At 40.8% G+C, this 12720-nt stretch carries 15 protein-coding genes; 4 read left to right on the top strand and 11 right to left on the bottom strand.

Translation table 11 applies throughout. The features are described from left to right. The first annotated feature begins 14 nt into the window (after positions 1-14). Positions 15-929: an AraC family transcriptional regulator gene (locus tag L0657_RS05780; protein ID WP_235149467.1), complete on the top strand. Its 915-nt coding sequence runs from the start codon at positions 15-17 to the stop codon at positions 927-929. 155 nt (positions 930-1084) lie between these two features. Here L0657_RS05780 and L0657_RS05775 read toward each other — a convergent pair whose 3' ends face one another. The 3 genes from L0657_RS05775 to L0657_RS05765 form a co-directional block, all read right to left on the bottom strand. Continuing rightward, a complete protein-coding gene (locus L0657_RS05775) occupies positions 1085-1456 on the bottom strand; it encodes a hypothetical protein (protein ID WP_235149466.1) in 372 nt (123 codons plus the stop codon). Between the two features lie 125 nt (positions 1457-1581). After that, positions 1582-2595 (bottom strand): FAD:protein FMN transferase, encoded by a 1014-nt coding sequence (locus L0657_RS05770; RefSeq protein WP_235149465.1) that lies wholly within the window; start codon positions 2593-2595, stop codon positions 1582-1584. A gap of 187 nt (positions 2596-2782) precedes the next feature. Beyond that, on the bottom strand, positions 2783-5182 hold the full coding sequence (locus L0657_RS05765) for a TonB-dependent receptor domain-containing protein (protein WP_235149464.1): 2400 nt from the start codon (positions 5180-5182) through the stop codon (positions 2783-2785). A 257-nt stretch (positions 5183-5439) separates the two neighbouring features. On the opposite strand from L0657_RS05765, the gene L0657_RS05760 reads away from it, so the two are divergent. Continuing rightward, entirely contained in the window at positions 5440-6006 is a 567-nt protein-coding gene (locus L0657_RS05760; RefSeq protein WP_235149463.1) for a dihydrofolate reductase family protein, read from the top strand. A 15-nt stretch (positions 6007-6021) separates the two neighbouring features. Here the strand turns inward: L0657_RS05760 and L0657_RS05755 are convergent, their stop codons facing one another. Together L0657_RS05755 and L0657_RS05750 are read right to left on the bottom strand one after the other, a co-directional pair. Further along, positions 6022-6396, bottom strand: a complete 375-nt coding sequence (locus L0657_RS05755) for a hypothetical protein (RefSeq protein ID WP_235149462.1) — start codon at positions 6394-6396, stop codon at positions 6022-6024. 61 nt (positions 6397-6457) lie between these two features. After that, complete coding sequence (locus L0657_RS05750; RefSeq protein WP_235149461.1) at positions 6458-6823, bottom strand: helix-turn-helix domain-containing protein; 366 nt, start codon at positions 6821-6823, stop codon at positions 6458-6460. Positions 6824-6917: 94 nt separating this feature from the next. Here L0657_RS05750 and L0657_RS05745 point away from each other — a divergent pair, with 94 nt between their 5' ends. Then, positions 6918-7448, top strand: coding sequence for an NAD(P)H-dependent oxidoreductase (locus tag L0657_RS05745; RefSeq protein ID WP_235149460.1), 531 nt, complete (start codon positions 6918-6920; stop codon positions 7446-7448). Between the two features lie 61 nt (positions 7449-7509). On the opposite strand, the gene L0657_RS05740 is transcribed toward L0657_RS05745, so the two are convergent. The 5 genes from L0657_RS05740 to L0657_RS05720 all read right to left on the bottom strand — a co-directional run bounded on the left by L0657_RS05740 (position 7510) and on the right by L0657_RS05720 (position 11331). Continuing rightward, positions 7510-8019, bottom strand: coding sequence for a DUF6691 family protein (locus L0657_RS05740; RefSeq protein ID WP_235149459.1), 510 nt, complete (start codon positions 8017-8019; stop codon positions 7510-7512). A 32-nt stretch (positions 8020-8051) separates the two neighbouring features. Continuing rightward, positions 8052-8615: a YeeE/YedE family protein gene (locus L0657_RS05735; RefSeq protein ID WP_235149458.1), complete on the bottom strand. Its 564-nt coding sequence runs from the start codon at positions 8613-8615 to the stop codon at positions 8052-8054. 12 nt (positions 8616-8627) lie between these two features. Next, positions 8628-8936, bottom strand: coding sequence for a rhodanese-like domain-containing protein (locus L0657_RS05730; RefSeq protein ID WP_235149457.1), 309 nt, complete (start codon positions 8934-8936; stop codon positions 8628-8630). 10 nt (positions 8937-8946) lie between these two features. Further along, positions 8947-10368 carry a rhodanese-like domain-containing protein gene (locus L0657_RS05725; RefSeq protein WP_235149456.1) on the bottom strand — a complete coding sequence of 474 codons (1422 nt, stop codon included), beginning with the start codon at positions 10366-10368 and terminating at the stop codon, positions 8947-8949. 165 nt (positions 10369-10533) lie between these two features. Next, a complete protein-coding gene (locus tag L0657_RS05720; protein ID WP_235149455.1) occupies positions 10534-11331 on the bottom strand; it encodes a sulfite exporter TauE/SafE family protein in 798 nt (265 codons plus the stop codon). Between the two features lie 141 nt (positions 11332-11472). Between L0657_RS05720 and L0657_RS05715 the strand changes: the two genes are divergently transcribed. Beyond that, positions 11473-12117, top strand: coding sequence for a Crp/Fnr family transcriptional regulator (locus tag L0657_RS05715; protein WP_235149454.1), 645 nt, complete (start codon positions 11473-11475; stop codon positions 12115-12117). A 17-nt stretch (positions 12118-12134) separates the two neighbouring features. On the opposite strand, the gene L0657_RS05710 is transcribed toward L0657_RS05715, so the two are convergent. After that, a complete protein-coding gene (locus L0657_RS05710) occupies positions 12135-12524 on the bottom strand; it encodes a YidH family protein (RefSeq protein ID WP_235149453.1) in 390 nt (129 codons plus the stop codon). Positions 12525-12720 lie beyond the last annotated feature (196 nt).

The raw sequence follows: 12720 nt of genomic DNA, 5'->3' as shown, positions 1-12720 counted from the left end.
TGCTAATTTGGATAATGACGAAAACAGAACCTTATCGGATCAAATCAATCGCAGAATGGCATCAGTTCAGATATTTGCCTAAGCCGGAACATCCGCTGATCAGCGTAATTAATTTTGAAAATGTCACCAGGTTGCGCGATGACGAGCCTAAAAGCATTGTAAATAATTTTTACTCTATTGCTCTGAAACGCAGTTTTAATGCAAAAATGAAGTATGGGCAGCAGGAATACGATTTTGATGAAGGCGTCATGTTTTTCATTTCTCCCGGCCAGGTTTTTTCCATTGAGGCGGACACAGCGATACAACATAAAGGATGGTCACTACTTCTCCATCCTGACTTTTTGTGGAACACTCCTTTGGCTCAAAAAATAAAACAATACGAGTATTTTAGTTACGCTGTGCACGAAGCGCTGCATTTATCTCCAAAAGAAGAAACGATGATTGCAGGAATATTACAGAATATAGAACAGGAATATCATTCCAACATTGATAAATTCAGTCAGGACGTTATTATTGCGCAGCTTGAATTATTGTTTACCTATTCCGAACGGTTTTATCAACGTCAGTTTATTACCAGAAAAATAACCAATCATCAGGTATTGAACCGATTGGAAAAACTTTTGGCTAACTATTTTAACAGCGATGTTATATCCAAACAAGGTTTACCTACGGTTCAATATATTGCCGATTCATTGAATTTATCTCCAAGTTATCTAAGCGGTCTGCTTAAAGTTTTGACAGGGCAAAGTACTCAGCAGCACATCCATGATAAACTCATTGAAAAGGCAAAAGAACAATTATCTGTCACGGCTTTGTCGGTAAGCGAAATTGCTTACAGCCTTGGCTTTGAGCACCCTCAGTCATTCAGCAAGTTGTTTAAATCAAAAACCGACCTTTCGCCTTTGGAATTCAGGCAGTCATTTAACTGACCGGCTGTATTGGTTTAGATGCATTTTCAATCAATTTTCATCTGTTGAAGCACCTTTATTCCCACTTACTTCGAATCGCTATCAAAACGTCACATAAAAAAAGAGAGGATATTTAAAAATATCCTCTCTTACCAAAAGCGCTAATTTCTTAAAACTTATTTTTTCGCTTCTTTCACAGCAACGACCGGAAATTCTCCATAAGGCGTTGATACCGCACCTTTAAGTGAATCGCCCTTTTGCGTCAGCGTATATTTAATCAAACCACCGTCGAAACTTGTCTGGAAACTAACTTTTCCCTGATCGATAGAAAGTTCCTGCATAGGCTGCTTATCTTCACCCATGTAGCCCACAGTTTTGTTATCTTTTTGCTCAAAAGTCATATATCCCGACTCATATTCGGGCGGAACATTGGAAATTGAATATTTCCACGTACCAATTATTTCATCGGCTAATTCTGTTTGTCTGGCAGCAATTGAAAATAAACTGACAGCCATAATCATCATCAGGAAGTACTTTGTCTTCATCATTTGTAAATAAAATTAGATTGTTTCAGAAGGACTTGAATTGTTTATTTTCAAATTTATACAAATTTAATTACCAAACAATTATATTTCATCAAAGTCAAATACCAAAATAGTGTAAGCGATACTTTCTATTTCAAACGGTAGTTTTTTTTATTTAATTGGCTGGAAGTGGTTATCTCACCGTTATCAGAAACAAAAATACATTGATAATCAGAATATTGACGAATAACTTCCATTCCTTTTTGCACTCCCAATACGACTAGCGACGTACTGAAACCGTTTGCCATTTCTGCTTCCGGTCCGACGACAGTGACGCTGGCAACACCCGTTGCAGGATATCCGGTTAATGGATTTATTATGTGAGAAAACCGCTTACCTTCGATTTCAACGAATTTTTCATAATTACCGGAAGTAGCAACCGCAGCTTGTTTCAAAGCAATTTTTCCCAATAATTTCTCAGTATCAAAAGGGTTTGTAATGCCGACAATCCAGTCTTTCCCATTAGGTTGTTTGCCCCATGTACTCATATCCCCGGAAGCATTTACGATGCCGGCCTTAATGCCGCGTGCCATCATAATATTCCTCCCCCTATCCGCAGCATAGCCTTTTCCTATGGATCCGAAACCTATTTTCATTCCTTCCAGTTTCAAAAAAATGGTCGAGTTCGTGCTATCAAGTATAATGTTTTTATACCCCACTTTCGCAACTGATCGCTGAACAGTTTCAGCAGACGGGATTTCTTTCATCGATCCATCAAATTTCCAGACCTTTTCCATAGACCCGAAACTGATATCGAAAGCGCCATTTGTGATTTCCGAAAAACGAATCGCTCTTTTAGTTAATTCAAAAACTTCCTTATCTATTTTTACGGGCTTGATTCCGGCATTTCTGTTCACTTCGGATACCTGTGAAGTTTCCTTCCAATCGGAGATAAGGTTTTCAATTCTTGATATTTCCGCAATAACAGTATCAATATTATCTTCAGCCGAAAGCGAATCTTGCGCAACGATGGTAATGTCAAACCGGCTGCCCATCAGCAATGTTGTCCTCTTCCGAATCACCTGCGCGTTTGCCATTTGCAAACTGCATAATAATAATGCAAATATTATTGATACGATGAACCAACTTAAAAACTTATTCATTCAGGTGATTATTAACAACACTAACCATTATACGCTCCATATTTTCAGCGAAATTAGGACAATATTGAAAACAAACCATTTTCTGAATTAATTGAAAGAATAACTTTCAGGATAAAAATAGGACAACAAGGAATTGCCATGCAACTAAGTAGAAACAAAACTTAGAGCCGCTTAGTCAAAAATGATCTCAGCTGTCTTCATTATCGACGTTGTCAGCGCCTCGCTCATTCTCTTTTGTACGATTCAGGCGGTAAGAAAAAGTTACAATAAACTGCCTTGCCCGCCATTGAAACTCTGATTCTGAATAATATCCTGCGTTTTCAGTAATACTTCTACGTTTTCTACTATTAAATAAATCGCGGACGCTGGCGGTAACCGTTCCTCTGCCTTTTAGAATGTCACGGGAAAGTCCCAGATCGATGGCATATTGGGAAAGCTCTCTACCCTGCGTCGTTCTTCTGGGTGCACGGTAATTCAGAGAAGACTGAAAATCGATGTTTTTAAAAAGTGTTAATCGGGATGAAATTCTGCTCGTCCAGCTGTATGTGTCACTTTTAAGGATAATATCATTATAAACGCCTTGATTCTGAGCCCGGAAAACATTGGCGTTTGCAGCCCATTTCCACCAGTCAAAAGGATCGTAGGTGAGATTAAACTCGAAACCATAGGAATCACCTGTTGATAAATTTACCGGAGTTACCGTCGTAAAACCAGATGAGTCGACAGAAGTGATATCTTCTACAACACCTAATCTATGGCGATAGTAAACACTGGAAAGAAGCGTCCCCTTTTCAAAATTCATTAAATGCCCGGCTTCAAAAGAATGGGTATATTCAGGATTTAAAAGAGGGTTTCCGGCTCTGAAAACACGGGAATCGCTAAAATTAGAAAAAGGCAGCAAGCTTCTAAAATCAGGCCGGCTTAACCGGTAACTATAACTCAGTTGTAGTGTTTGACTTTCTTTTAATTTATATGACAAATGCACGCTTGGAAACAAATTGAAGTATTTGCGACGATTTTTTACATTGGTTTTTTTCAGCTCTGTATTAATATCGGAATATTCACCACGAAGTCCGGCCTGGATAAAAACCTTCCCCAACTGATTACTCGCCATCAGATAAGCTGCATGGATTTTCTCGTCATAGGCAAACCGGTTATCAAAATCTGGCAGGATAACCCAATTCATTTGCGGATTCTGCTGGTGCACTGAAAAATCGTTATCCAGCAAGCGAATAGAGCTTTTTAATCCCGATTCAATTTTCCCGTTCTTACCAAAAGGCTGGATAAAATCCAGTTGAAAAAGAATATTTTTTTCATCCTCGGTATTGAACGAGCGTTGCACAATGCTGGTCGCTTCGCCTTGCGTACTTTCGTTGAATAACGCAGCTTCCGTCTCATCACTTAAAATGTATTTACCTACAAAACTCAGACTCTTGCCTTTCGTTTCAAAGGTTTTGTTGTAGTTCAAAGCCGCCTCAAAGTTTGCCCTCGGCTCTGTTTCGTTTTCGCTGCGGAGAACTGTCCGCGTAGGATTATTATTTAAGTCGAAATCCCTGTATTCAAGAAGAGATTTGTTTTTATTTCTGGATTTTCGGAAAGATAGCGTTGCATTCAGTGTGTTGTATTTATTTAGAAAATAATCCATTCCAACCATAAAACTGTTGGAATAACCGCCCCGCGTTCTGTTCGTTTTCTGTTCATATACGAAGCTCGTGTCGGCACCAGTATAAGCTTGCCTGGAAAATCCCCGCCCGGGTCCCTCCCTATACAAATGCCCGTAACTTGCGATCAGATTTACCTTCTTCTTCCGATAATTGACATTGAAAGAACCGCCAAAATTAGAGGGATAACCGGCAGTTCCGGTAAAAGAACCGTTTAATCCATACCGGATATTTTTCTTCATCACAATATTAAGGATCCCAACTTCTCCTTCCGCATCATAACGTGAAGATGGATTTGTAATAATTTCGATACTTTCAATCAGGTCGCCTGGTATCTGTTTGAGTGCCTCAGCAGGATTCATCCCTACCATACCCGACTGTTTTCCATCGATAAGAATCCGAACATTTCCACTTCCGCGAAGCGCCACGTTTCCATCCACATCAACTGTTACAGACGGCATATTATTCAAAATATCTGATGCGTTACTTCCCACATTGCTCATGTCTTTTCCGACATTAAACACTCTTTTATCCAGTTGCAGCTCCATCTGGCTTTTCTCACCCCGCACAACCACTTCACGCAATACTTTTGCATTCGCGGTCATTTTAATTGTTCCTAGATTCACATTTTTTCCTGCAACCTTCACATCGGGAACAATTTTCTCATCAAGGGTCAAAAATGTAATTTTGAGAAAGTAATTCCCAGGTCCGGCTGGCAAATTAAAATTTCCCGTTTCATCCGATGTCACACCACCAACCAGCGCAGAATCAGCGACACTATATAACGCAACACTGGCAAAGAGTACGGGATTTTTATCCGTGTCTTCCAGTTTACCTTTGATTGAAAAACCTCCGGACGGCTGCTGAGCGTTTGCATAATGGACAAAAAAGATGATCAGTAAAAAATAAATCAAAAAAGTTTTCATGTCGGGATGAGATTTTTGGCCGAAAGGGAACGTTAGTTTTTAGACAAAGAAATAACAGCAAAGTTTAATCACTTTTTAATCTCGGCTAAAATTTATCTAATTAAAAATCTGTACCACAATATTTTAGTAATTATCAAAACCGTTAAGAGCGTATCTTATGGTGAATAATACGTTCAGCAGCATGGCAATTGATATCTGTGTATTCCAAAGAAAAAAATTAATAACTTGAAATTATTTTTCAAAATAATTGACAAGCCGTGCGAAAACTGAGATTGCAGATGCAGATAACCGTTGACGGATATGTTGCAGGAATTAATGGTGAGGAAGACTGGGTCGTCGGTGCTGATGAAAAACTTTGGGAGCTTATCGACGCGTTGCCGGATAACTCGGACACTTTAATTATCGGCAGAAAAATGGCAGAGAAATTCATTCCCCATTTCGAAGGATATAAAGCCGACAGCGATAAAATTACCTTTGCCCGGAAAATGGTGAACATCCCAAAAGTCATATTTTCCAGAACACTGGATCAGCCATTTGGAACCAATACCTCGCTTGCCAAAGGAAACCTGGCCGAAGAAATTGCGAGCCTGAAAAATCAGAATGGCAAAGATATTTTGGTATACGGCGGCGCAGGATTTGTATCTTCCCTGATCGCCGGCGGACATATTGACGAGTTTTATTTGTTTGTCAATCCAGTGATGATCAATAAAGGAATGAGGATTTTTGATTTGCTCAACGAGCGTCAAAAACTAATTTTGATCAGTGCAACACCTTATGAGTGTGGAGTAACTGTGCTTCACTATAAACTGCATAATGAATTATAAGTGCTTTGAGATAATTTATTCAGGACGCATTGCAGTCTTAAAGTTGCTGATGTCTTGGGCCGTGGGCGGATATATCTCAGAAATCTCCTCACCGGCAAGCGAATATGGCCGCGTAAAAATCCGGGCTCTCACCGGGAGATTACCTTTCTGAGCCGAGCGGATCATACGGATATAGTGCTCACTATTTTTGATCTTCAAGTCAAGATAAAATACTCTTGCACTTGGATATAGCGCGACATGAGCGGTATCGTTTTTAATAAACCGAAGTTCCGGTAACACAGCACCAATTTCATAAGTTTCTCCCTGCTTCACAACCGACCCTGCGGTATAATCCTTTTTCTGACATGCAGTTAGAAGCATCAGGTTCAATAGGAGAAAAAAATATTTCATGATTAAGCCGCAAATAATGGAGGGTATTTTATTTTAGATAATTTAATTCCAAGTAGACTTTTCACGCTTCGCCATAGGTCATTTTATGTTTTTCTCCCCAACTTTCCAGCTGTTTAATAATGGGACCTAATTCATATCCGATGGAAGTCAGCTCGTACTCTACTCTTGGCGGAACCTCAGCAAAAACGGTCCGTTTCACTATATAATTTGCTTCCAGTTTTCGCAATTGAAGGGTCAGCATTCGTTCCGTTATGTTCGGCAAATGCCTTTTCAATTCTCCAAATCTCAATTTTCCGTTAAGCAACCAGGAACAGATCACCAGGGACCATTGGCCGCCAATAAGGTTGGTTGCATATACCTCCGGACACTCTTCCTCCAACGCTGTTTTATTGGCAAAATTGGTTGACGATTCTTTGATCTTTGTCATTACTTACATTTTTTATAGTACCTCACAATGGGACGCTAACCTACAAAAATTACAGTAAGCACTCTACTTTTGTTTCATAATTAAAGTTTAAAAAATGAAAACATTAGTAATCGTTATCCACCCGGATATCAAAAACTCGGTCGTAAATAAAAGGTGGATTGAGGAGTTGAATAAATTTCCCGATAAGTTCACTGTTCACTCATTACATGAAATTTATCCAGACGAGCGGATTGATGTGTTAGCTGAACAAAAACTGATTGAACAATATGAACGGATCGTATTTCAATTTCCGTATTACTGGTTCAATTGTCCATCGCTTTTCAAAAAATGGCTTGATGAAGTATTGACGCATGGATGGGCTTATGGCAGTAAAAGTGGTTATAAAGTTGGTGGAAAGAAAGTTGCCCTCGCCATCTCATTAGGTGTGGATGAACAAGAACTTGGGCCGTCAGGAGTATATAAATATCCGTTGGGAGAATTAACCCGCCCGTTCCAACTTTCCTTCGAATATGTAAAAGCTGATTACAGGCCGTTATTTGCATACTATGGCATGGAATTCAATACTTCTGTGGATTTTGTTGAAAAGAGCGTCCCACTGTATATTGACTTTCTCGATTCATTGTAAGACGCTGGGTTAATGCGCCGGGATATTGACCAATGAATGAAATCTCCTTAAACTGATCGTTTCAATGCGGGAGGTTTTCTCTGAACCGGCCATAAACCCAGGTTCCGGCTATGGCGCTCAGTAATGTTACCAACACAACAGTGGCACCGATACCGATCTGCGCAAACAATGGACCAGGACAGGCGCCAGTCAATCCCCAGCCAAGACCAAATAACAATCCACCGTAAATCTGGCCTTTGTTGAATTTTTTATCTGTAAAAGTTATCCTCTCGCCATGAATGGTTTTAATCTGAAATCGCTTGATGAGCCAAACCGAGACCATACCGACCACAACGGCGCTGCCGATTATCCCGTACATGTGAAAAGATTGCAGCCGGAACATCTCCTGGATGCGAAACCAACTGATCACTTCGGCTTTTACAAAGAGAATACCAAAAACCAGTCCGACCAAAAGATATTTCAGATTGTAGTACCATTGATGTTGCTTTTCACTTTCATTGATACAGATCGCATCCGTTGCACGGATTTCGTGTTCATTTTGCAGCATAGAATTTGCCGGCCAATTTTGCATGGTTTTTTAATTTTAGTTAAATAAAATGAATTTTAAAGCATCAAAATCCATGGAAGTATCCAGTTTGCCATCACAAACCCACCAATCATAAAACATACCGTGGCCACCAGCGACGGCCATTGCAGGGTGGAAAGCCCCATGATCGCATGTCCGCTGGTACATCCACCTGCATATCTGGCTCCAAAACCTACAAGAAAACCTCCCCCGACCATCATAATAAACCCTGGCCACGTCAAAAGTTTCTCCCAGCTCACCATATCTACCGGTAGCAGCGACGAAAAATCAGTAATACCATATTGATGAAGCTCACGGATCAGCTCCTGGTTTACCTGAACAGGACCAGGATTAGCAAAAAAGTTCACAGCAATCACGCCACCGAAAAAAATGCCGAGAACAAAAAACATATTCCATAGTTCCTTTTTCCAATCATATTTAAAAAAGGAAATATTACCTGGCAGGCACATCGCGCAAACATGTCGCAGTGAAGAGGATATACCAAAAGATTTATTTCCCAGAATTAAAAGGGCGGGCACCGTTAGCCCGATCACCGGTCCGGCCACATACCATGGCCAGGGTTGTTTTATAATTTCAAACATTTTCGAAGATTGTTATTGTATTTTTTGGTTAAGAACGTTCCATGCGCCGCCATTGAAAGTTTCAATTCCGGCGGCTTTCAATATTGCTTTCGCCACACTGCTCCTGCCGCCGCTAAGGCAGACAGTACTTACAGTTTTCTGATTATTTAATAAAAAATCTGTTTTAGAGGCAATGGTATTTAGAGGAATATTTATGCTTCCTTCTATATGCCCTGAGGCAAATTCCTGCGGACTTCGCACATCCACGATAAGTGCTCCCTGATCAATCAGCTTCCTGAAGTCTGTTTTATTATTGCCGAATAATACCGATAAAATTCCCATAATTTTATTGTTATAACATGGTGCTTGGACAAACATAATTGCTGACTTCCACCTTGCCCGATTCCTTAATTGCCTTAAACCCGCCCCGCACATCGATCAGATTATCATAGCCTCTTGCTTTCAAAATGGAATTAAAGATCATGGAACGATACCCGCCCGCACAATGTACCAGATACGTTTTATCTTTATCAATCTGCGACAGATGATCGTTGATGTAATCCAGAGGCACATTCTCCGCTCCAATGACATGCTCAGCATAATACTCACTGGCCTTACGCACATCCAGCACTACTGCCGAAGCATCTTGCTCCAACCGTTCAGCTACCTGATCAGCACTGATAGACTCAATCTGATCGATCTCCTTACCGGCTTTTATCCACGCCTCGATTCCTCCATTCAAATACCCGATGGTATAATCATAACCTACACGCGCCAGACGGGTGACCACCTCCTCTTCACGCCCCTTCTCGGTGATTAACAAAATTTTCTGTTTGATATCAGGGATCAGCGTGCCAACCCAGGGTGCGAAACCGCCATTAATTCCGATATTGATTGAATTTGGAATGAATCCCTGAGCAAAGATTTCGACATCGCGGGTGTCGAGCATCACGGCATCCGTTTCGTTGGCAGCTGCCTCAAAGGCGCGCGTGTCAAGCGCACGACTTCCCCTTTCAAGCACGGTATCAATACTTTCATACCCTCTGATGTTCATCATCACGTTTTCAGGGAAATAGGCCGGAGGCGGCATCAGGCCGTTGGTAACTTCTTTCACAAACTCCGCTTTACTCATATCACGCCGTAAGGCATAATTGAACATCTTTTGGTTACCCAACGTATCGGTTGTTTCTTTGCTCATATTTTTACCGCAGGCACTGCCGGCTCCATGTGCAGGGTACACGATGATGTCATCAGCCAAGGGCATGATTTTGTTTCGAAGAGAATCAAAAAGATGCTCGGCAAGTTTCTGCTGTGTCAGATCAGCGGATACCTTCTGCGCCAGATCAGGACGGCCTACATCGCCAATAAAAAGAGTATCACCTGTAAAAATCCCGATCTGCTTTCCGTGTTCATCTGATAAGAGATAACAGGTACTTTCCATGGTATGCCCTGGCGTGTGCAACACCTTGAAGCTGATATCTCCTACCCGGAGTATTTCGCCATCGGTAGCTACATGCGCCTCAAAGCCTGGTTTTGCTGTTGGGCCAAACACAATTTGTGCTCCTGTTTTTTTTGCAAGGTCAATATGGCCAGACACAAAATCCGCATGAAAGTGAGTTTCCAGTACATATTTGATTTTTGCTCCATCCTTTTCAGCACGCTCTATGTACGAGTCGACCTCACGAAGCGGGTCAATCACTACTGCCTCTCCATTACTTTCAATATAATAGGCACCTTGAGAAAGGCAACCCGTATAAATTTGTTCCAGTTTCATGTCCTTATTTTGTTAGTTTTAATCTCTTTTAAATTCACAATACAAATTTCGGTTACTCTGGGTAGATGGTCAGTGATATTTATCACTTAGCAAAAAAATGTGTCTTTTTTTTATTGGAATAAAACCGGCCTGGATATCTCATCTTTCCATTTCGTGAAAAGCACATCACACATGAAGCAGCTCTTTTGAAATAATATAAATTCCCATCACCAGCACAAACCAGCCAAAACCTCTCTTCAGTAAGGACGCATCAATCCGTCTGCCGATAAGACCGCCAATTAAAATACCTGAAATAGCAATGGCTGTAATTTTTAACAGAAAAACCCAGTCGATAGCAAAGTGTCCGATATCTCCGGCGAAACCGATCAGTGAATTAAGGGCGATAATCAGCAGTGATGTGCCAACTGCTTCTTTCATTGGCATACCAAGAACCAGCACAAGCGTGGGGATCAAAAGAAATCCGCCACCTGCGCCAAGGATGCCGGTTGTTAATCCGATTCCTATTCCGCTCAGTAACATCCTGATCATATTTCCTTTAAGATCACATTCCAGGCAGCCCGGTTTTCTTTCTTTGCTCCGGATCATCCCCACCGAAGCTGCAACCATCAGCACTGCAAAAAGAAGCATGGTAAGCAAAGACTCTGTTACATAAAATTCGCCGATCTTGAACAGATTTTCAGGAATGAGCGGAATTATCAATTTGCGGGTCAGATATACCGTGGTAATGGAAGTGCTCCCGAAGAGCAACGCCGTTTTTATCCTGACTGCGCCTTTCCGGTAATTTCCGAACGCACCTATAAGGCTTGTTGAACCAACAATAAAAAGCGAGTAGGAAGTTGAAACCATTGGACTGATACCAAACATGTATACCAAAACCGGTACAGTCAGAATTGACCCGCCGCCGCCAATCAGACCGAGTGAAACACCGATAAACACAGAGGCTAAATACGCTGCAATTTCCATTTTTGTAATTATTAAAATACAAAAATCCGAAGTCTGCCCTGTGTTGACAGTGATAATTATCACATACGGAAAATAATATGTCCGGAATCTTTTATTGGCCTTTTAATGTCTATCATTGTACCACACCTAATTGATTTTGAAATGACGCGCGAAAGCATTTCCTATTATCTTGACACTGTTTTTCCAGATTTCGAAACCGAGCTGAAAAAGCAGCTCATCAATGAATGTATCCTGAAAGAAATACCTGCCGGCGAAGTAATTATGCGGACCGGACAATATATTAAACATACACTGCTGATTGGAAGCGGCAGGGTAAAACTTTACCGCCAGGGTGATGACGGGGAGGAAGCCTTTATATATTATCTGGAACCGGGAACAGCCTGTGCACTTTCAATGATCTGCAATACCAGACAAGAAGCCAGCGAAATTATGGCGAAGACAGTGGAAGACACGGTCGCGATTATGATTCCGATACAGCTCATGGATGAGCTGATGCAAAAGTACAAGAGCTGGTATTATTTTGTCATTGCCAACTACCGCGCACGTTTTGAAGAACTTTTAGTTGTGCTCGACAGCGTTGTTTTCAAGAGTATGGATGAAAGGCTGGAATTCTTTTTGAAAAACCAATTTGAAACCGAAAAAACGAGCCTGATATCAATAACCCACCAGGAAATTGCTCATGACCTGAATACGTCAAGGGAAGTTATTTCGCGACTGCTAAAAAAGATGGAACAAAATAAAAAAATCAAGCTGCAAAGAAATGCCATTGAGCGTCTGGCTTTGTAATTCTCAACCAAAAACACTCAACTAACGCTTTGCATAAGATAAACAATTAGTACAACGCTGATCAAAACAATGATTCCGGTTAAGATTGTTGTCAGTAAAGTGGATGGCTGATAGGTGCCACTTTTAAGCTGATTATCTGTTTTACGATACTGTAAAAACGATAAAACAATGGACAGCACGCCGATAACAACCAGGACAATTCCGATTGAAGCGGAATAGCCTCTTGATGGAACACTGATGGTAGTTCCCAGAGCCAGACCGATCTGTTTGACAAACAAAGAGAATTTAACCACCACAAAACCAAATGCCATTATACCGATTCCGGTCCTGATCCAGGCCAGATAAGTTCTTTCATTTGCCAAAAAATCATTAGGTTTTGAGCCGGAATTATTATCTTTTTGTTCCATTAATTAAACGTTTCTTAAATATAATTTTCAGTTTACATCAGCGTAAACTAATTTTAACCGTTTTACCCTTACTTTATTAGACGAGACAATAAGTGTGCCCCCAAACAACTTGCAAGCTTTTTTAAAGACTTAAAAAAACTTGTTAACGGTCGATTTAAATCCCATTTAGTATTCAATTTCACTGGCAGAAAAGTAC

Origin of the sequence: Dyadobacter sp. CY345 (assembly GCF_021502725.1) — a bacterium.
GTDB lineage: Bacteria > Bacteroidota > Bacteroidia > Cytophagales > Spirosomataceae > Dyadobacter.
Note: the sequence above shows the minus strand (reverse complement) of the source record. Positions and strands in the feature narration are given on the sequence as shown.

Excerpts from the sequence above, each read along its gene's own strand:
- L0657_RS05780 (WP_235149467.1), top strand. The coding sequence starts at position 15 with ATGACGAAAACAGAACCTTATCGGATCAAATCAATCGCAGAATGGCAT.
- L0657_RS05775 (WP_235149466.1), bottom strand. The coding sequence starts at position 1,456 with ATGATGAAGACAAAGTACTTCCTGATGATGATTATGGCTGTCAGTTTA.
- L0657_RS05770 (WP_235149465.1), bottom strand. The coding sequence starts at position 2,595 with ATGAATAAGTTTTTAAGTTGGTTCATCGTATCAATAATATTTGCATTA.
- L0657_RS05765 (WP_235149464.1), bottom strand. The coding sequence starts at position 5,182 with ATGAAAACTTTTTTGATTTATTTTTTACTGATCATCTTTTTTGTCCAT.
- L0657_RS05755 (WP_235149462.1), bottom strand. The coding sequence starts at position 6,396 with ATGAAATATTTTTTTCTCCTATTGAACCTGATGCTTCTAACTGCATGT.
- L0657_RS05750 (WP_235149461.1), bottom strand. The coding sequence starts at position 6,823 with ATGACAAAGATCAAAGAATCGTCAACCAATTTTGCCAATAAAACAGCG.
- L0657_RS05745 (WP_235149460.1), top strand. The coding sequence starts at position 6,918 with ATGAAAACATTAGTAATCGTTATCCACCCGGATATCAAAAACTCGGTC.
- L0657_RS05740 (WP_235149459.1), bottom strand. The coding sequence starts at position 8,019 with ATGCAAAATTGGCCGGCAAATTCTATGCTGCAAAATGAACACGAAATC.
- L0657_RS05735 (WP_235149458.1), bottom strand. The coding sequence starts at position 8,615 with ATGTTTGAAATTATAAAACAACCCTGGCCATGGTATGTGGCCGGACCG.
- L0657_RS05730 (WP_235149457.1), bottom strand. The coding sequence starts at position 8,936 with ATGGGAATTTTATCGGTATTATTCGGCAATAATAAAACAGACTTCAGG.
- L0657_RS05725 (WP_235149456.1), bottom strand. The coding sequence starts at position 10,368 with ATGAAACTGGAACAAATTTATACGGGTTGCCTTTCTCAAGGTGCCTAT.
- L0657_RS05720 (WP_235149455.1), bottom strand. The coding sequence starts at position 11,331 with ATGGAAATTGCAGCGTATTTAGCCTCTGTGTTTATCGGTGTTTCACTC.
- L0657_RS05715 (WP_235149454.1), top strand. The coding sequence starts at position 11,473 with ATGACGCGCGAAAGCATTTCCTATTATCTTGACACTGTTTTTCCAGAT.
- L0657_RS05710 (WP_235149453.1), bottom strand. The coding sequence starts at position 12,524 with ATGGAACAAAAAGATAATAATTCCGGCTCAAAACCTAATGATTTTTTG.